The organism is Pseudomonas agarici (genome assembly GCF_900109755.1).
GTDB lineage: Bacteria > Pseudomonadota > Gammaproteobacteria > Pseudomonadales > Pseudomonadaceae > Aquipseudomonas > Aquipseudomonas agarici.
On sequence record NZ_FOAR01000005.1, the window covers coordinates 188830 to 208596 of the forward strand.

A 19767-nucleotide genomic window follows, 5' to 3' on the forward strand; every position below is an offset into this window, starting at 1 on the left:
TCGCCGGGTAACCGTATGCTTTCCTGTCCGTCTTGTTCTGGGTGCCCTTCACAGGGTGAAACGGGAAACCGGTGCGTCGGTCGATTGTTATCGAGCCTGGCAACTCCGGTGCTGCCCCCGCAACGGTAAGCAAGAGAAGCGTCAGATCCACTGTGCCGCCAGCGGCATGGGAAGGCGACGCTTGCAGGTTCAAGCCAGGCTCGAACCCCTTGCAAGCCCGGAGACCGGCCCGGAAATATCGAAAACAAACCTGCGGTGGGCGGGCGCTGTTGAAACCTGCGGGCACTTGCTCGCCGAGGTTTTTTCACGCCTGGCCGCCCGCTGACGTTTCAGAGGGAAAGGCCATGTCAATCACCACCACCAACCACTCGAACGCTGCCGCGGCAACCTCGATCCATCGTATCGCCGTCGCCATCGGCGCCAGCGTATTCGGCGCACTACTGGTCTATTTCGCTGGTTTCTCACCAATCGAAGCGGTTCACAACGCCGCCCATGATACCCGCCACAGCTCCGCCTTCCCGTGCCATTGAGCTACGACTTGACATAATGAGCATACCGACATGATCAAGCGTATCGCCCAAACAGCAGGTTTCACCGGTTTGCTGGCCGCGCTGCTGCTGACCCTGCTGCAGAGCTTCTGGGTCGCGCCGCTGATTCTCCAGGCCGAGACCTATGAGAAAGCCGCCGCCGCCCAGATGCATGAACACGCCGCTGCCGCCCGCCACAACCACAGCCATGATGAAGAAGCCTGGGAACCGCAAGACGGCTGGCAACGCCTGCTCTCCACGACCGGCAGCAACTTGGTGGTGGCGATCGGCTTTGCCCTGATGCTGGCGGGTCTCTACACCCTGCGCGCACCGAAGCGCACCTCCCAAGGAGTGCTCTGGGGCCTGGCCGGCTATGCGACTTTCTGCCTGGCACCGACCCTCGGCCTGCCACCGGAACTGCCTGGCACCGCTGCCGCGGACCTGCTGGCGCGACAGATCTGGTGGGTGGGCGCCGCTGCGTCCACCGCCGTGGCCATTGCCCTGGTGGTCTTCGGCAAGCATTGGGTACTCAAAGGGGTGGGCGTGGCGATTATCGTGGTGCCCCATCTGATCGGCGCGCCACAGCCGCCAGTTCACTCCAGCCTCGCGCCGCAAGAACTGCAAGCGCAGTTCAAAATGGCCTCGCAGTTGACCAACGCGACGTTCTGGCTGGCCCTGGGCCTGATCAGCGCCTGGTGGTTTCGCCGTAACGCCGACGATCATTACCCGGCATGAATGAAACCTGGACGACGCCAACCCTCGCGGTTGGCTTCGGCTGTCGGCAAGGCTGCAGCGCATCGACCCTCCAGGCACTGCTTGAGCAGTCACTGCAGGTCTACCGGATCGATCTCAAGGCACTCAAAGGGTTGGCCAGCATTAATGACAAGCAGCATGAGCCAGGGCTACTTGAACTCGCGCAGCGCCTGAGCCTGCCATTGCTGTTCTTCAGTGCCGCTGAACTGGCACCTTACGAAGCCCGCCTGAGCCATCGCTCCGACCTGGCCTTCGAACGTACCGGTTGCCATGGCGTCGCGGAAAGTGCCGCGCTGGCCCTCGCCGAACGCTTGGGACCAGCCCCCGCGAGCCTGCTGATTTCACGCCAGAAACATCCGCTGGCAACCTTTGCACTGGCCTGGACGGGGCAAAACCCCCGATAATCCCCGTCTCCTGCATGAACGTTGTTCATGTGGCGCCTCGTGCAGACCTGTTCAGAGAGTGTTATGACCGTCTATTTCATCGGCGCCGGCCCTGGCGATCCGGAACTCATTACTGTCAAGGGTCAACGCCTGATCCATCGTTGCCCGGTGATCATCTATGCTGGCTCGCTGGTCCCTGAAGCTGTGCTGGAAGGTCATTGCGCTACACAAGTGATCAACAGTGCCGAACTGCACCTGGAACAGATCATCGAGCTGATCAAGGCGACCGACGCCCTGGGCCTGGATGTGGCGCGGGTGCACTCGGGGGACCCTTCGCTGTATGGCGCCATCGGCGAACAGATTCGCCATCTGCGCGAGCTGGGCATTGCCTACGAGATCATTCCAGGAGTAACCGCGACCGCCGCCTGCGCGGCCCTGCTGGGTGTCGAACTGACACTGCCGGATATTTCCCAGAGCGTGATCCTCACCCGTTATGCCGACAAGACCACGATGCCAGACGGCGAAGAGCTGGACAGCCTGGCCCGACACCAGGCCACCATGGCAATTCATCTGGGAATCAAGCACCTGGACAGGATCGTCGAGGTGTTGCGCCCTCATTACGGCGCGGACTGTCCCATCGCCGTGATCCATCGCGCCACCTGGCCCGATCAGGATTGGGTTCAAGGTACACTGGCGGACATCCTGGGCAAGGTCCAGGCCAAGGGCTTTCGCCGCACCGCATTGATCCTGGTGGGGCGCGTACTGGCCAGCGACCACTTCAGCGATTCGTCGCTGTACCGTGCCAGCCACGCCCATCTTTATCGGCCTTGATCTGGAGGACGCCGATGTCCGAGCCATTGTTTTCCGGTGCCAAGCTGGCGCTGATCTGCGGTGACGAGCTGTTGACCTATCTGCGCGACATGAAGGACAGTATCCCCTACCCTGGACATTGGGACTTTGCCGGTGGTGGCCGCGAGGGCAATGAAACCCCGAGCGAATGCGCGCTCCGAGAGCTGGACGAAGAGTTTTCCCTGCACCTCGACGCCGAACGCATCGAATGGATCCGGCGTTATCCCAGCGTCACCCAACCCAATACTCACTCGTGGTTTCTGGTGGGGCAACTGGAACGGGCGGAAATCGAGACGATCCGGTTTGGCGATGAAGGCCAGTACTGGCGGATGATGTCGATTTCCGAGTACCTGGAGCACCCGTTGGGCGTGCCCTATCTGCAGGAGCGCTTGCGCCACTATCTTGAAGAGCGAACCCGGCCTATCCGCCCCGCTTAAAAAAACGGTGCTCACGGACACCGTTTTTTATTCAACCGAACGCAGCGAATGCCCTGTCACCGAACTCAGTAGTAGGCATTTTCTTTCTGCGTATGATCGGTCACGTCACGCACGCCCTTGAGCTCGGGAATACGTTCGAGCAAGGTTCGCTCAATACCTTCCTTCAAGGTCACGTCGGCCTGACCACACCCCTGGCAACCCCCACCGAACTGCAGCACGGCGATACCGTCCTCAACCACCTCGATCAGGCTCACCTGACCACCGTGGCTGGCCAAGCCCGGGTTGATCTCGGTTTGTAGGTAATAGTTGATGCGCTCGTTGATCGGGCTGTCGGCATTGATCATCGGCACCTTGGCATTAGGCGCCTTGATGGTCAGTTGGCCACCCATGCGGTCGGTGGCGTAGTCGACCACGGCATCGTCAAGAAAGGCCTCGCTGAAGGAGTCGATCCACGCGGTGAAGCTTTTCAGCCCCAGCGCCGTGTCTTCAGGTTTTTCCTCGCCCGGTTTGCAGTAGGCAATACAGGTTTCGGCGTACTGGGTACCCGGCTGGGTAATGAAAACGCGGATGCCGATCCCCGGTGTGTTCTGCTTCGACAGCAGATCAGCCAGATAATCGTGGGCGGCATCGGTAATGGTTATGGCGCTCATGGAATCTCCTCACAGACTTGCCAGCAGTTTACGCCAATCGGGCCGCCGGACAAAGTCCTAGTGTTTTTGTCGGAAAAGCAGTGACAACCAGCGAGTCAAGTCATGGGTAAGAGAGTGCGGCGAGCGCCGGGACACTCCCTTAGCCCTCACAGGTTCTCATAGCGGTTCATATCCAGCACCCCGGCATTGATCGGGTCGGTTTCCCGCAAATAGGTCGTCAAGTCGTGGAAATAGTGCCAGAACTGCGGATGACTGCGGCGAATCCCCCAGCGCTGGACGATCTGCTCGAACCTGGTGGCATCCTTGGCTTGTTCCATGGCATCGACAAACGCCGGCACCTGGTCGGCCGGGATATTGAACATGAAGTTGGGGTAGCTGGTGAGGATTCCTGGGTAAATGGTCAAGGTATCCAGGCCGGGCTGGTAGCGGTAGGCCTCTCCGAGCATAAAGGCTACGTTACTGTGAGCGCGATTGCGCAGCAAGCTGTAGACCTCGCGTTGGCCGCCGCGGGTCTCGATACGCAGCATCGTCGCTTCCGGAAGTTGCTCGATGACTTTGAGCCCGGCCGCCGGGCGCGAGGTCAGGCGACTCAGGGACTGTTCGGCCTCCTGCAATGCCGGGGCAATGTTGCGCCGCGAGCAGTAGGCGCCTTCGCAGCGGTTGATCGGATCGGGATGAGCATTGAGTTCGCGGTAGCGGGTGAGCAACTGCCTGGCGAAATCGAGTTTCGGGTTCTTGTCATCGAGTTTCAGCGCACTTGGCTTATCGTTGTCGATGCTCTCGTAGTCCAGCCACATCTTGAACTTGCCGCTGTTCTGGTACCAGTCATCGAGATAAGCATTGCGGGAATCCGCCGGCATCAGGCGCAGGAAGTTCAGTTCGGCGCCGTTGCGGATCAGATCGAAGTAGAGCCGGGTCTGCGCCTGATGCGAGACATTGCCGAACACATCGAAATTGGCCGCCAACTGGTAATACGTGCGCTCCAGCAACGGATAGTCGAACAGCCACATCGTCTGTGGAACCTCGCCGATCAGGCCCTTTTTGACGGTGGCGCTGTCAAAATGCCGAAAAATGCTCAGCAAGGCGTTGTCGTTGCCGGTCCACAGACTCGACCAACCGGGCGCCGGCACCGCCGCATAGGCCTCGGCACGCAGAGCTTCATATTGGTTGCGCTTATCGCGATAGGCCAACCACAGGTTCAGCACGCTGCCGACATCGTCGTTCTGCCCCGGCATCGCCAACAATGGCGTGGCTGCACCGCGATAGCTTGGGTCGGTGATATACAGGTCGTGCTCCGGCGCCTGGAACAATGCCCAGAAATTGTCGCGAATCACATCAGTAGCAATCTGCCCGCGACAGACCGGCCCACGGATAAAGGTATCGACGAAGTACTCGGCGTTATCGAGCATGAACTGATAACGCGCAGCCGCCGGAATGGCCTCGAATGTCTCGAAGGGATTGGCCCGACGCTGCGGACCATATCCCTGCAAGGCACTGACCTGCCAGTCGCCGCTGTAGAACAGGGTCTTGACCCGGGCCATCTTGGCCGCACTCAAGGCATAGGTAATATGGGTCTTGTGGACGATCACCCCCTGTATCGGCCATAGCCGGTAGTACACCTGGGTCCCTGGATCATCGTTCGGGCGCCGGGTGTTAATCAGGTCGATCGGCTGTCCACTCGGCGTGCGTGACCGCACCCATTGGAAAAAATGGCCCGACTCGCCGCCTTCGAAATAGATATGTGCCAGGAACCAGTGTTCATAGAGCCAGCGTGCCACCAGGCTTTCCCGCGCGCCTGGTGCGTTGAGTAGGTTTTCCCATTGGGCAATCTGCAGCGACTCCTTGGCACTCGGTGCCAATACTTGGGCATCCATCGGTGCACCGGCGGCCAGCCAGCGTTGCAGCGTTTGGTACTGCTGGTCTGTCAAACCGGTCACGGCCAGGGGCATGCCTTCTTTCGGATGAGCGCCCGCATACGCCTCGAATTCGCCGGGCATGGGGCACATGTTCTGGCGATTCAAACCCAGCACGATGTCTTCCGGCAGCTTGGCATTGGGCTGCAAGGGCGTGCGGTGGCCCAGTTCCAGCATGCGCGCCATCAGGGCCGCCTGGCTGCCCTGGGCATCCAGCACCGAATAGAACTTCTTCTGTTGCCATTGGAGCGGGGTCTGAGCGTCGAAGTACAGCCGGGTCGGATTCGACGCCTTGCCGCGATTGCCGTTGTACACAGGGACCTTCGATGCGCCGCGTGCCACGCCTTCGGCACTGCCGAGATTGAGTTGGCAAGCTGCGTCGTAACAAGCATGGCAAGCCACGCACTTCTCGGTAAAGATCGGCTGGATGTCGCGGGTATAGGAAATCGTTGGGGCCGGGCTCTGTGCCTGAGTGAGACTGCTGAACCATAACAATAAAAAAGCGCTGACAAAGCGGTACGACATAGCCCTGATCCTGGACATAAAATGCCATGATTCTACAGCCTCATCGCGGCCTAAGCATGAGCGATATTCATGCAAAACCCATGCATGCTCTAAAAGCGCACAGGTTTGTTATTATCGCGCTTCTTCTGTGTCCGTCTTTCCAGGTAGCCCCATGTCCGATCGCAGTGCTCGCCTATACGCTCTTCAGCAAGCCCTCAAAGAACGTATCCTGATTCTTGATGGCGGCATGGGCACCATGATCCAGAGCTACAAACTCGAGGAGCAGGACTATCGTGGCAAACGCTTCGCCGACTGGCCCAGCGATCTCAAGGGTAACAACGATCTTCTGATCATCACGCGTCCAGACGTGATTGGCTCGATTGAGAAGGCATACCTAGATGCTGGCGCCGATATCCTGGAAACCAACACTTTCAACGCCACTCAGGTGTCCCAGGCCGACTACGGCATGGAGACGCTGGTCTATGAGCTCAACGTGGAAGGCGCTCGCCTGGCGCGCCGGGTGGCCGACGCGAAAACGCTGGAAACACCGGACAAGCCACGCTTCGTCGCTGGAGTACTGGGCCCGACCAGCCGCACCTGCTCGTTGTCGCCGGATGTGAATAACCCCGGCTACCGCAACGTGACCTTCGACGAGCTGGTGGAGAACTACACCGAGGCCACCAAGGGCCTGATCGAAGGCGGTGCCGACCTGATTTTGATCGAAACCATCTTTGACACCCTCAACGCCAAGGCCGCGATCTTCGCTGTGCAAGGCGTTTTCGAGGCGTTGGGCTTCGAACTGCCGATCATGATTTCCGGAACCATCACCGATGCTTCCGGCCGGACCCTGTCGGGGCAGACCACCGAGGCTTTCTGGAACTCGGTGGCCCACGCCAAGCCCATCTCGGTCGGTTTGAACTGCGCCCTCGGCGCCAGCGAACTGAGGCCGTACCTGGAAGAACTATCGAACAAGGCCAACACCCACGTCTCGGCGCACCCCAACGCCGGCCTGCCAAACGAATTCGGCGAGTACGACGAGCTGCCGGAAGAAACCGCCAAGGTCATCGAGGAGTTCGCCCAGAGCGGCTTCCTGAACATTGTCGGCGGCTGCTGCGGGACCACCCCCGGCCATATTGCGGCCATCGCCAAGGCCGTTGCCGGCTACGCGCCGCGATCCATTCCGGATATTCCCAAAGCCTGCCGCTTATCCGGCCTGGAACCGTTCACCATCGACCGTCAATCGTTGTTCGTCAACGTCGGCGAGCGGACCAACATTACCGGTTCCGCGCGCTTTGCCCGGCTGATTCGCGAGGACAACTACACCGAAGCCCTGGAAGTCGCCTTGCAGCAGGTGGAAGCCGGCGCCCAGGTGATCGACATCAACATGGATGAAGGGATGCTCGATTCGAAGAAGGCCATGGTGACCTTCCTCAACCTGATTGCCGGCGAGCCGGACATCTCCCGCGTACCGATCATGATCGACTCCTCCAAGTGGGAGGTGATCGAAGCGGGCCTCAAGTGCATCCAGGGTAAAGGCATCGTCAACTCCATCAGCATGAAGGAAGGCGTCGAACAGTTCATTCACCACGCCAAGTTGTGCAAGCGCTACGGCGCCGCCGTGGTGGTGATGGCCTTTGACGAAGCCGGCCAGGCCGACACCGAGGCGCGCAAGAAAGAAATCTGCAAACGTTCCTACGACATTCTGGTGAACGAAGTCGGCTTCCCGCCGGAAGACATCATCTTCGACCCGAACATCTTCGCCGTCGCCACCGGCATCGAAGAGCATAACAACTACGCCGTCGATTTCATCAACGCCTGCGCCTATATCCGCGACGAGCTGCCCTATGCGCTGACCAGCGGCGGCGTCTCTAACGTGTCCTTCTCGTTTCGCGGCAACAACCCGGTACGCGAGGCGATCCACTCGGTGTTTCTGCTGTACGCGATCCGCAACGGCCTGACCATGGGTATCGTCAACGCCGGTCAACTGGAGATCTACGACCAGATCCCATCAGAACTGCGCGATGCCGTCGAGAACGTGATTCTCAACCGCACCCCGCAAGGTACCGACGACCTCCTCGCCATCGCCGACAAGTACAAGGGCGATGGCAGCAGCAAGGAAGCCGAGACCGAGGAGTGGCGTGGCTGGGACGTCAATAAGCGCCTGGAGCATGCACTGGTCAAGGGCATCACTACGCATATCGTCGAAGATACCGAGCAATCACGCCAGTCGTTCGCCCGCCCGATCGAAGTGATCGAAGGTCCGTTGATGTCCGGCATGAATATCGTCGGCGACCTGTTCGGTGCCGGGAAAATGTTTCTGCCCCAGGTGGTGAAATCCGCCCGGGTGATGAAACAGGCGGTGGCCCACCTGATTCCGTTTATCGAACTGGAAAAAGGCGACAAGCCGCAAGCCAAGGGCAAAATCCTGATGGCCACGGTCAAGGGTGACGTGCACGATATCGGCAAAAATATTGTCGGCGTGGTCCTGGGTTGCAACGGCTACGATATCGTCGACCTCGGCGTGATGGTGCCAGCGGAGAAGATCCTGCAGGTGGCCAAGGAACAGAAATGCGACATTATCGGCCTGTCCGGTCTGATCACCCCGTCGCTGGATGAAATGATCCATGTCGCCCGGGAAATGCAACGCCAGGATTTCCACCTGCCGTTGATGATCGGCGGTGCGACTACTTCCAAGGCCCATACGGCGGTAAAGATCGAACCACGCTACAGCAACGATGCGGTGATCTATGTCACCGACGCCTCCCGCGCCGTCGGCGTGGCGACGCAGTTGCTGTCCAGGGAGCTCAAGGCCGGTTTTGTCCAGAAGACCCGCGAGGAGTACGTCGAGGTCCGTGAACGCACCGCCAACCGCAGTGCCCGTACCGAACGCCTGAGCTACGCCGCCGCCATCGCCAAGAAGCCACAGTTCGACTGGAGCGCTTACCAGCCGGTCAAGCCGAGCTTCATCGGTGCCAGGGTACTGGACAATATCGACCTTAAAGTCCTCGTCGAATACATCGACTGGACGCCGTTCTTCATTTCCTGGGACCTGGCCGGCAAGTTCCCGCGCATTCTCGAGGACGAAGTGGTCGGCGAAGCTGCCACCGCGCTCTATGCCGATGCCCGGGAAATGCTCGACAAGCTGATCAACGAAAAACTGATCGGCGCCCGCGCCGTGTTCGGCTTCTGGCCAGCCAACCAGATACAGGACGATGATCTGGAGGTTTATGGCGAAGACGGCCAACCATTGGCGAAACTGCATCACCTGCGCCAGCAGATCATCAAGACCGACGGCAAGCCGAACTTCTCCCTGGCCGACTTCGTCGCCCCCAAGAGCAGCGATATCACCGACTACGTGGGAGGTTTCATCACCACGGCGGGGATCGGCGCCGAGGAAGTCGCCAAGGCTTACCAGGACAAGGGCGATGACTACAACTCGATCATGGTCAAGGCCCTTGCCGACCGTCTGGCCGAAGCGTGTGCCGAATGGCTACACCAGCAGGTCCGTAAAGATTACTGGGGTTATGCCAAGGAAGAACAACTGGACAACGAAGCCCTAATCAAGGAGCAATACACGGGTATCCGCCCCGCTCCCGGCTATCCGGCCTGTCCGGACCACACTGAAAAAAGCACGCTGTTCACTCTACTGGATCCTGATGCCAGCGAAGGCAAGGCCGGTAAGAGCGGTGTGTTCCTCACCGAGCACTATGCGATGTTCCCGGCGGCGGCAGTCAGTGGCTGGTACTTCGCCCATCCACAGGCGCAGTATTTCGCCGTGGGCAAGGTTGACAAGGACCAGGTGCAAAGCTACACCGCACGCAAGGGCCAGGATCTGAGCGTCAGTGAACGCTGGCTGTCACCTAACCTGGGCTACGACAATTGATCTCGCACGCGGATGATCGCTCACCGTCCGCGCAAATACCTCTCTGGAGGATCCGGGAAGCCGATCATTGTCTATGCTCTGCACACACAGACCTTGTGTGGAGGATTCTATGGACGACCCGCTCGACAACAAACCCCCAACCTTCTGGCAGATGCTGCACAGCGTGATGGCGGCAGCCTTCGGTGTACAAAGCGGGAGAAATCGCGCTCGCGATTTCACCCACGGCAAACCGAGCCATTTCGTGATACTGGGCATCCTGTTCACGGCGGTGTTCGCGCTGACGCTGTTCGGCATCGTGAAATTGGTGCTGCTGTTTGCCGGTGTCTGAGGCCGTCTTCTCCTGCGCGAGACGACGGGACGAGCTCACTGACGGTGGATGCCAACGATAGCGTCGCACAGCCTTGACGTTATCGTCGCCATGCCACCGGAGCCAGCTCGCCCTTATGGTAAGGCCAGGAAACCTGGCTTTATTTATGGCTGACCCAGAACACGGCCGTGGCCACCACCAGGATGATCAGGAACAGGATCGCCCAGGCATCGACCGTACTGTCGCTTTTCCTTGCTTTGGTTGGATTGCCCATCGCATCGCCTCTTGTCGGTTTTATCGGTGATTGCTCGAAGACTCACCGATAGTTAAGACGACAATTGCCCCTATCACAACCAAGGTCTTTGTCAGGTCGATCTGCTTATCGATTTCAATTATGTTCATATTCAAAAACATCACTTTTGCACATAAATGCAAACTGCTATCTTGCGCCAGTTCCTTGTGGGATCGTGCGGCCGTGCGCGCGGAAATTGTTCAGGTAACGTGACTGCGCTTGTGGGTTCACGGGACCTATAAAAGCCTGAAAACAGGATCAATATGTACGTATACGACGAGTACGATCAGCGGATCATCGAGGACCGCGTCAAGCAGTTCCGTGATCAGACCCGACGCTATCTGGAGGGTGATCTGAGCGAAGAAGAGTTCCGCCCTCTGCGCTTGCAAAATGGCCTTTATATCCAGCGTTTCGCCCCGATGCTGCGGGTTGCCGTGCCCTACGGCCAGTTGACATCACGGCAGACGCGGATGCTGGCCAAGATCGCTCGCGACTATGACAAGGGCTATGCCCATGTCAGCACCCGGCAGAACATCCAGTTCAACTGGCCGGCGCTGGAAGACATCCCCGATATTCTCGCCGAGCTGGCAACCGTGCAGATGCACGCAATCCAGACTAGCGGTAACTGCCTGCGCAACGTCACCACCGATCAGTTTGCCGGGGTGGCTGCCGATGAGCTGGTCGACCCGCGCCCGTGGTGCGAGATCGTTCGCCAGTGGACTACCTTTCACCCTGAATTCGCCTATCTGCCGCGCAAATTCAAGATTGCGATCAACGGGTCGAGCTCCGATCGCGCCGCCATCGAAGTCCATGACATCGGCCTGGAGCCACGGTACAACGCTGCCGGCGAGCTGGGTTTCCGCGTGCTGGTCGGCGGTGGCCTGGGGCGTACCCCGGTGGTCGGGGCCTTTATCAACGAATTCCTGCCGTGGCAGGACCTGTTGAGCTATCTTGACGCCATCCTGCGGGTCTACAACCGCTATGGCCGTCGCGACAACAAGTACAAGGCGCGGATCAAGATCCTGGTCAAGGCCTTGACTCCCGAGGTCTTCGCCGAGAAGGTCGAGGCCGAGATGGTCCACCTGCGCGGCGGCCAGACCACGCTGACCGAAGCTGAGGTGCAGCGCGTGGCCAAGCACTTCGTCGATCCCGACTATAAGGCATTGGGCAACCAGGCCACCGAACTCGCCGAACTGGACCAGCAGCACCCCGGTTTCGCCCGCTGGCGCGCTCGCAATACCCTGGCTCACAAGAAGCCCGGTTATATTGCCGTAACCCTGTCACTCAAGCCTACCGGCGTTGCTCCAGGCGATGTCACCGACAAGCAGCTTGAGGCCATTTCCGACCTCGCAGACCGCTACAGTTTCGGTCAGTTGCGCACCTCCCACGAGCAGAACATCATTTTGGCCGATGTCGAGCAGAGCCAATTGTTCAGCCTTTGGGGCGAACTGCGCGAACACGGTTTCGCCACACCGAACATTGGCCTGCTGACCGATATTATCTGCTGTCCGGGCGGTGATTTCTGCTCCCTGGCCAATGCCAAGTCGATTCCGATCGCCGAATCCATCCAGCGCCGTTTCGACGACCTGGACTACCTGTTCGACATCGGCGAACTGGACCTGAACATCTCCGGTTGCATGAACGCCTGCGGTCACCACCACGTGGGTCACATCGGTATCCTCGGAGTGGACAAGAAAGGCGAAGAGTTTTATCAGGTGTCCTTGGGAGGCAGCGCCAGCCGCGATGCCAGCCTGGGCAAGATCCTCGGCCCGTCCTTCGCCCAGGACGATATGCCCGAGGTGATCTCGAAGCTGATCGAGGTGTACGTGGAACAGCGTACCGAAGACGAACGCTTCATCGACACCTATCAACGTATCGGCATCGACCTCTTCAAGGAACGCGTCTATGCAGCGAATCATTAAGAACCACGAGGTTGTCGACGAAACCTGGCACCTGTTGCCCAAGGACGCGACCCTCGACGGTATCACCAACTGTGACGATCTGATCGTACCATTGGCCCTGTGGCGCGAGCACGCTCACGCCCTCAAGGTCCGCGACGGCGGCCTGGGTGTGTGGCTGGACGCCGACGAAGAAGCCGAGGAAATCGGCGTCGACGTGCACCACTTCCAGGTGATCGCGCTGAACTTCCCCTCCTTCACCGACGGGCGCAGCTACTCCAATGCCCGCCTGCTGCGCGACCGCTATGGCTACAAGGGCGAACTGCGGGCCATTGGCGATGTACTACGCGACCAGTTGTTCTACCTGCACCGTTGCGGCTTCGATGCCTACGCCTTGCGCGCGGACAAGGATCCGTATGAAGCCCTGGAAAGCCTCAAGGACTTCTCGGTGACCTACCAGGCTGCCACTGACGAACCCTTGCCACTGTTCCGTCGACGCTAAGCCTGTTCGGCCCGGGCGGATCCCGCGCTCGGGCCGGCGCTCATGAATCAAGCGTTTGCTCTGAAATCCTCGCCAGTATTTTGCGGGTCTGAGCCAGCGCCTCATTGGCCATCGCCTCTCGCCACGCCTTGAGCTGGTCGCCCATCTGCGCTTCAAGTTCGACATCAATGAACTCATGCCAATGGCGACTGCGGCTACTCATACGCAGGGCATCCAGTGCACGGACCGCCGTTTGGTGTTGCTCATCGATGTCGTTGAACCGCGAAGGGTAATGTTCTTTCAGGTAATCGACCCAAAACTCGCAATCTGCCAGAGCCCGTGCATACGCAGGGCTGTGCTCTCGGGCCAATACTTTGGCACAAGCCACCGCCAGATCTTGCTCCGTTACTTGGGCCAACCCGGTCACTGTCATGTGCCCTGGCTGGCCCGGCAAACGCAGTCGCTCTCTCAGGCCAACGCGGTAAGCCAACCGCAGGTCCGACAGATCGCTCCGTGGCGAGTCGGAGTTCTTCAGCCGTGCCTCGACATCCGCCTGAGCCAGAGTGTCGACCTCATCCAGGCGCCACAAGCCCCGAGCCAGCTTCAGTAGATTCAGTTCGGTGTCGACTGAGGTGCTCGCGGCCATTGCACTCGCCCGATTCACCATGACTCTGACCTCCAGATCGCTGAAGACCAGCTCGACGCCATCGGAACAAGCCTGCGGGTGAGAGGCCAGGTCAAACAGTTCTTCGCGTAGTTGAGTGTATTGACTGGCCCCATCCATGACCTGCCAGACCCGCAGACTCAAACCCTGGCGTGCCTCGCGGTACTCGGCGGTGATAGTCAGATCCGCCAACAGTCTAAAAAAGTCTTTGCAGCCTTGCTGCCGATAAAGCAACTGCCACTGCTGTTGCTTCAAGACTTTCTGGTCGGCGGATACGGCATCCAGCCAATGATCGCACTCGTCTGACGGGGTTCCGCGCTGGGCGTGGGCCCGCTGTCGACCCTGGGTATCGATGCCGAAGGTGATGCCGGTTTCGCGCTCGTAACGTTGCAACCGTTGCATGCCTTCGGCCGAAAGCGCCGGGTTGTCATGCAGATAGGTAGCCCGGTTGGTGGAAACTAGCCCAGAGTAAACCGCCTCGGGGATCGTCGCGATCCGATTGTCGCGCAGGTCCAGGCACTGCAGGTTGCGCAATCCCGATAGCCCGACAGGCCAACGATCCAGCTCCGCATGACGCAGCAACAGGCTCTCCAATTCGCTCATCGGGCTGACATCAGGCGGCAGGCACAACGGATTGTCCGACAGATTGAGGAGTTTCAGCCGGGTCAGGCTGGCCAGCACGGTGGATGCCTGATCGTTCAGCACAATCTGATTGCCCGGCAGGTGTAGCTGCTCCAGTTCGGGCATCTGCGCAAGCTGCTCCGGCAGACTGCTTAGATGATTAAAACCCATGGACAACCAACGCAGTTGCCTGAAACACGACAAGAATGAAACTTCATTGCTGGCTATGGCCATGTCATTCATGAACAAAAAGCCTACATGACTGAAGTCGGCACTGATCGCCGGCAGATCCCCGACACGCATACCTAACAGGTCGAGTTCATAGAAATAGCGCCCATCCAACGCGTTGCGGTTGGACTGTTTTCTCCAGCAGGCGAGGATCGCATCAGCCACCCGCTGCCTGCTATCGAGGCTCACGGGAGTGACCTGCGAGGTTCCACCTACGGACCTCCAGGTCTGGCGGTGTACCCATTTATCCAGCGTGGCTAACAGCGTTTCATACTCTTCCCGCAAGCGTTCTAGTTTCACCAGGCAGGCGGATTCGGGCAAGCGTAGCGAGGTGAGAAAATGCCCCACTTCCTCCGATGAAAACCCCGGATACAGGTCACGCACACGACCGATCAGTCGCTGGGAATACCCGAGAACCCCACTGCCGTCGCTCATCGGGTAGCCGATGCGCCATGAGGCAAGGCGAATCGGAGGCCTGAACCAACGACTGAAGGGCGATAGGCCTAGCGTCTCCTGGGCGGCATGGGGATCTCGGATAATCTGGCCGACAATCCGCTCTTTCAGCCAGGCACCTTGCGCGGTACCGTTGAGTCCGAGGGCAATGCGGTCAGGCTCTGGCAGGATGTGAACCATGGCATCGAAAATGTTATCCGCTCTCCCCAGGAGCGCCCCTGAATGATCAAAGGCGTTGTACTGTCGAGCGACCTTGAGAATCACCCGCGGCGTGGTGATATCCAGATCCCCCACCGTTTCGGATGCTTGGCTGGTAAACCGCTGCTCGCGCACCTCGATCCGTAGACCCTTGGCCGGCCAGCCCGGCAGGCGCTTGAGCGTATGCAGCGCGAGGCGATCCGCCAGGGCGTATTGCGGTGCTTGCAAGTACCAACTCTCGCACACCCGATTAAGCTGCAACTGCTTGAGGTACCAGCCGATTTCCTCCGAGAGCCGCAGTGGCACGCGCTCGCTCAAAAGATCGAGTTCAGCACTGTTAGCATGGCCAATCAACTCCCGGGCGACACTGGTAGGCAAGCCAGGGAACGCTTCGAGCATCCGATTGATCCTGGGATCGTTGGTCCGCTCGCTCGCCGCGTACAACTGATCGAACAGCCATTGCCTGCGCTGTGCGGCCCAACTCTTGAGGCGTTGGCTCAAGACCTGGACGCGCGCATCATTCTCGAGCAGATCCGCGCCGAGCAGGGTACGACGCTCGGACTCGCTTAGCATGTTCAACGTCGATTTGAGCAAGTCGCCATTCGCGAGCTGCGACTCGATAATTTGCAGCGAGGAGAACTGTTCTGAACGGCGCTGCCCATATTCCTCGATGATTTCACCCGAACCGTTGCATACCTGAACCACGCGGTTTTCCGGCCACTCGGGCAGCGATGTCAACAGCCGTAAGCGCAGATCGCCCTGTTCCGGTGTGTGCGAGAGGGCGTCGGGCGCCTTGCCGATAAACTCGCTGATGGCCTGGTCGATTCTGAAGCGCTTGATCGTATCGAGCAGCAGCGCGGGCGCCGGCTGATTGTCCGCCAGGGATTTACGCAAGGCATGCTCGTGGCCGGAACACAATTGACGGATCTGTAAGTTCAACTCGGCGCCGAGTCCGATCATGGGTTCGCCGAGGCGGCGGAACAATTGCTCCACAGGCCACTCAGCCACTCGTTCGTAAATCGTTTGCCAGACACCCGCGCGGTTGTACCTGAGCGGCACGGCATGAAACGCTTCGCCTAGCGGATGTTCAATCCGCCATTGCAGGCGGGCGCTGTCGTACTTCACGGCATACAGCTTGCCTTCCCGCGACAGATAGAGGTCGCCCTGAAACGGGTAAAGTCCCATTTCATTGGCCTGCAGATCCTTCGGCAAACGGATATCACACTCGTAGGGCGCAAGGTCACTTCGCCACAATCGGCGCTGGCCTCCCGGGCCTTCAATGGGCACCAAGGCGTCGACCGAAGCCGGAGCCCGGCTCCTGAACAGTATCTTACCGCCCTTCACCACCTCAGACCCGATCACCATCATGGCAATGTCTTCCGCAACACCCAGCAGGTAGGAAATGGCCTCGTGTTTCTCTCCGATTTGCCAGGACGCAAAGCCCTCATACACTTCCACAACCATCTTCACCACCGCTGCCGCCAAGACGATCTCGCCGATCACCGGCAAGAACGACAAAGCCAGCGACAATAGGCTCAGGCCGGCGTCGCGATAGGCGTCCAGGCGCGCCTGACGCGAGCGGGCGTCGACATCAGCCGTGGGTACCACCAGGTGCCGTGCGTGCGCCTTGATCTGGCTATGGCGCTGCTGCTGAAAGCTCTCGAATAAATCACCGTCGATGGGCACTTCACTTAACGGGAGATATTGCAAGACTGGCGGTACCGGTGGCCATTTTCGACTCAGCGGAGGCAACCTGGCATTCAGGGTCCGAAAGAATCGCAGCCGGTGTTTCTCGGGGACGAAGCGAGCAAAAAATTTCTGGTAAGACGGATCCCGAAGTTTCAGGGTCAGATCATGTTCCAAGTGGACAAAGTGCCTGTAGAGCTTCAGCGGGCCGTGCGGGTCATCCGGAATATAGGCAATGCAGGGTAAGGCCCAGCCCTCCACCAATTTCGCACCGATGACCACCCACCCACTCAACTCGATATCGAACATTTTCATCCAACTGCAATGAATCGGTTCGCCACCCAGCTTCAAACCGGCCTGCCCGTTGATCAGTCCCTTCAGCAAATCATAGGTCGTGGAAGAGATCTCTCCCTTCATGTAGGCGATATCCGCATTCACCGCCAGCGCCTGTTTGTCGTACTCGATAAAATGCTGCTTTACCGACAAGACGCCGTTAGCCGACGGGCCCGGAGGGTTGAACACACTGTCGATATGCGCCTGATACAAGCCCCCCAAGTCCAATGTTCGACAGAGCCAGGCAAAGTCTTCTGGGTTGAGAGACCTGTCGCCGCTCGCGGAGGACCCTGGAAACTGAATAATAGCCTGGCCCGCAAGAGCACCCTCCACGGCCTCGTCGGCGTCGAAGTTCTGCAGGGCCGCCTCAAGCAGTGTCTGACTACGGGAGAAACTAAAGAGCCGGTCCTCGAAGATACTGGACAGGTAAGCCGTATCGAGCCTGACCAACCGGGCACTCTGCACGTTCTGGTTGGCACTGACCTGTCTTTCCAGTGCCTGAACCAGGCGTGGCATGCAGAATGCGTCGATCTTTTGGAGCTGCGCCATGATTTGCCGGACTTCATGCCTGGCGGCCTCCAGGGCCAGCAGGTTCTCACGAAATGACAGGCGTGTTTGCGCAGTGGCCAGATAGAGCCAATGGGGAATTTTTTCCTTGATCGTATCGAAATGAATGCCTGCTTCGGCAGGTGTTGGGATTTGCTCAATGACGCTTTTTTCTTCCATATCAATCAACCTGGACATCCTTAGGGATGTCCAGTGTATGAATCGCCTGATGGGAAGGAGCAGTACTTATCGCTGGCGGGTGGCCTCCAGCGGTGAAGACCGACAGCGGTCAACGAGCTGGGGGGGCTTACCAGAAACGCTGCTGGATCATGCGGTTCCAGCCGTTGAGTAGCATGCGCTCGATCGAACCGCTGGCGGCCAGGCCGATGCGCTCCTGCAGGCTCTTGCGTTCGGCATAATGCAGGTGAAACAGCTCGGCGGACTTGGCGCGCTCGGCCAGGTATTCGTCGCTGGTCCGGAGTTCGTCGACCAGTTGCTTGTCCAGCGCGGCCATACCCAGCCAGACCTCGCCGGTGGCCACGTCGTCGATGGCCAGTTGCGGGCGGTAACGGGAGACGAAGTTCTTGAACAACTGGTGAGTGATGTCCAGGTCTTCCTGGAACTTCTCACGCCCCTTGTCGGTGTTCTCGCCAAAAACTGTCAACGTGCGCTTGTATTCGCCGGCGGTCAGCACCTCGAAGTCGATATCGTGCTTCTTCAGTAGCTTGTTGACGTTGGGCAACTGCGCCACCACGCCGATGGAGCCTAGCACGGCGAACGGCGCACTTATGATCTTCTCGCCGATGCAGGCCATCATGTAGCCGCCGCTGGCTGCAACTTTGTCGATACAGATGGTCAAGGGCACCCCGGCCTGGCGGATGCGCACCAGTTGCGAGGAAGCCAGGCCATAGCTGTGGACCATACCGCCGCCGCTTTCCAAGCGCAGCACCACTTCGTCCTTGGGGGTGGCCAGGGTCAGCAGCGCGGTGATTTCGTGACGCAGGCTTTCGGTCGCCGACGCCTTGATATCACCGTCGAAGTCCAGCACGAACACCCGTGGTTTGTCCTGCGGCTGCTTCTGCTTCTTCTTATCGTCCTTGCCCTGCTGCTTGCCCCGCTCCTTACGTAGCACCTTGAGCTGCCCCTTGTCCAGCAAGCTCTGCTCCAGGCGCTCGCGCAGGCCTTTGTAGAAATCGTTAAGCTTGCTGACCTGCAATTGGCCGGCGGACTTGCGTCGCCCTTTGCCACGCAACGAGGCCGCGACGACCAGCACCACGACGATGGCAATGACCAGGGTGACGGTTTTAGCCAGAAAACTTGCGTACTCGGCAAGAAAATCCACAGTGACTCCTTAAAAACGAGGCTACCCCCGGCTTTGGGGGCGTGACACCTCAAGCATACCGTCGGGACAGCCCTGCGGCCAGCCGCCGTTGCGCCAGAAAACAAGTCCCTGACAAACATTTCAAACGAGCGTATGTTTTTTTATTGACAGGTTTCTGTCATCCCCATAACCTCGCCAGAACTTCAACGTACCGGGGCGACGCGGACGTGGGCAGTATCTACTTGATTCGATATGGCTAGGCCTTCTTCAAGGTGTCTGTACGGCAGGCATTCGAATTGGACTGCTAATTCGTCAATACCTCACTCCTCCACTCCAGTTCCCTGGGCGCGAAGTGACCTTGGTGTCCGGCAACAATCAGACACACTTGCAACTGCTGAAGACACCCGACCTCCTCACCTGCCATTGAGAACCGGCTGACCGTGACCCTTGGAGTCGCTGTAATCACCCATAAAAGGATCAAATCATGACTGCTGTAGCCGATGCCGTACAAGCAATGCACGCCAAATTCAACCCAGCCGCCGCTGCCGGACTGGATCTGGTGTTCGGTTTCCGTATCGACGACACCAAGCACTTCTCGCTGGTGGTCAAGGACAGCACTTGCGAACTGCAGGAAGGCGAAAATCCGGACGCGCAAGTAACCTTGGTGATGGACAGCGAGACGCTGAAAGGCATCGTCAGTGGCGAAACCGACGGCATGCAGGCTTTCATGGTCGGCAAGCTGCGCGCTGAGGGCGACATGATGCTGGCCATGAAACTGAGCGAGCTGTTCCCGTCCCAAGACCTGTTGGAAACCGCTGGTCAGCTTCCATAGAGGTTGCC

14 protein-coding genes and 1 riboswitch are annotated in these 19767 nt (G+C 59.1%); of the genes, 10 read left to right on the top strand and 4 right to left on the bottom strand.

The genetic code is table 11. From position 1 onward, the window contains the following. Nucleotides 1-22 precede the first annotated feature (22 nt). Nucleotides 23-247, top strand: a riboswitch (cobalamin riboswitch). A 97-nt stretch (nt 248-344) separates the two neighbouring features. The 5 genes from BMX68_RS06945 (at nt 345) to BMX68_RS06965 (ending at nt 2949) form a co-directional block, all read left to right on the top strand. Further along, entirely contained in the window at nt 345-530 is a 186-nt protein-coding gene (locus BMX68_RS06945) for a CbtB domain-containing protein (protein WP_017133869.1), read from the top strand. 30 nt (nt 531-560) lie between these two features. Continuing rightward, nucleotides 561-1262, top strand: a complete 702-nt coding sequence (locus BMX68_RS06950; protein ID WP_017133870.1) for a CbtA family protein — start codon at nt 561-563, stop codon at nt 1260-1262. Then, nucleotides 1259-1684, top strand: coding sequence for a cobalamin biosynthesis protein (locus BMX68_RS06955; protein WP_017133871.1), 426 nt, complete (start codon nt 1259-1261; stop codon nt 1682-1684). Before BMX68_RS06950 ends, BMX68_RS06955 begins: the two co-directional genes overlap by 4 nt. A gap of 63 nt (nt 1685-1747) precedes the next feature. Then, nucleotides 1748-2494, top strand: coding sequence for a precorrin-4 C(11)-methyltransferase (gene cobM, locus BMX68_RS06960; protein ID WP_026013394.1), 747 nt, complete (start codon nt 1748-1750; stop codon nt 2492-2494). Nucleotides 2495-2508: 14 nt separating this feature from the next. Beyond that, complete coding sequence (locus BMX68_RS06965) at nt 2509-2949, top strand: NUDIX hydrolase (protein ID WP_017133873.1); 441 nt, start codon at nt 2509-2511, stop codon at nt 2947-2949. Between the two features lie 65 nt (nt 2950-3014). On the opposite strand, the gene nfuA is transcribed toward BMX68_RS06965, so the two are convergent. Further along, the gene (gene nfuA / locus BMX68_RS06970; RefSeq protein WP_017133874.1) at nt 3015-3599 is read right to left on the bottom strand and encodes a Fe-S biogenesis protein NfuA; all 585 of its coding nucleotides are present in this window, start codon (nt 3597-3599) and stop codon (nt 3015-3017) included. 146 nt (nt 3600-3745) lie between these two features. Beyond that, the gene (locus BMX68_RS06975) at nt 3746-6037 is read right to left on the bottom strand and encodes a fatty acid cis/trans isomerase (protein WP_017133875.1); all 2292 of its coding nucleotides are present in this window, start codon (nt 6035-6037) and stop codon (nt 3746-3748) included. Nucleotides 6038-6188: 151 nt separating this feature from the next. Between BMX68_RS06975 and metH the strand changes: the two genes are divergently transcribed. The 4 genes from metH (at nt 6189) to BMX68_RS06995 (ending at nt 12898) form a co-directional block, all read left to right on the top strand. Then, on the top strand, nt 6189-9899 hold the full coding sequence (gene metH, locus BMX68_RS06980; RefSeq protein ID WP_074861977.1) for a methionine synthase: 3711 nt from the start codon (nt 6189-6191) through the stop codon (nt 9897-9899). A 109-nt stretch (nt 9900-10008) separates the two neighbouring features. Further along, on the top strand, nt 10009-10227 hold the full coding sequence (locus BMX68_RS06985; protein WP_017133878.1) for a DUF2970 domain-containing protein: 219 nt from the start codon (nt 10009-10011) through the stop codon (nt 10225-10227). A 534-nt stretch (nt 10228-10761) separates the two neighbouring features. Continuing rightward, nucleotides 10762-12420 (top strand): nitrite/sulfite reductase, encoded by a 1659-nt coding sequence (locus BMX68_RS06990; protein WP_017133881.1) that lies wholly within the window; start codon nt 10762-10764, stop codon nt 12418-12420. Further along, complete coding sequence (locus BMX68_RS06995) at nt 12404-12898, top strand: DUF934 domain-containing protein (protein ID WP_017133882.1); 495 nt, start codon at nt 12404-12406, stop codon at nt 12896-12898. Before BMX68_RS06990 ends, BMX68_RS06995 begins: the two co-directional genes overlap by 17 nt. A gap of 40 nt (nt 12899-12938) precedes the next feature. On the opposite strand, the gene BMX68_RS07000 is transcribed toward BMX68_RS06995, so the two are convergent. Further along, nucleotides 12939-17786, bottom strand: coding sequence for a dermonecrotic toxin domain-containing protein (locus BMX68_RS07000; RefSeq protein WP_039792892.1), 4848 nt, complete (start codon nt 17784-17786; stop codon nt 12939-12941). A gap of 127 nt (nt 17787-17913) precedes the next feature. After that, nucleotides 17914-18948: a protease SohB gene (sohB, locus tag BMX68_RS07005; RefSeq protein ID WP_017133884.1), complete on the bottom strand. Its 1035-nt coding sequence runs from the start codon at nt 18946-18948 to the stop codon at nt 17914-17916. A gap of 463 nt (nt 18949-19411) precedes the next feature. Here sohB and BMX68_RS07010 point away from each other — a divergent pair, with 463 nt between their 5' ends. Further along, a complete protein-coding gene (locus tag BMX68_RS07010) occupies nt 19412-19759 on the top strand; it encodes an SCP2 sterol-binding domain-containing protein (RefSeq protein WP_017133885.1) in 348 nt (115 codons plus the stop codon). Nucleotides 19760-19767 lie beyond the last annotated feature (8 nt).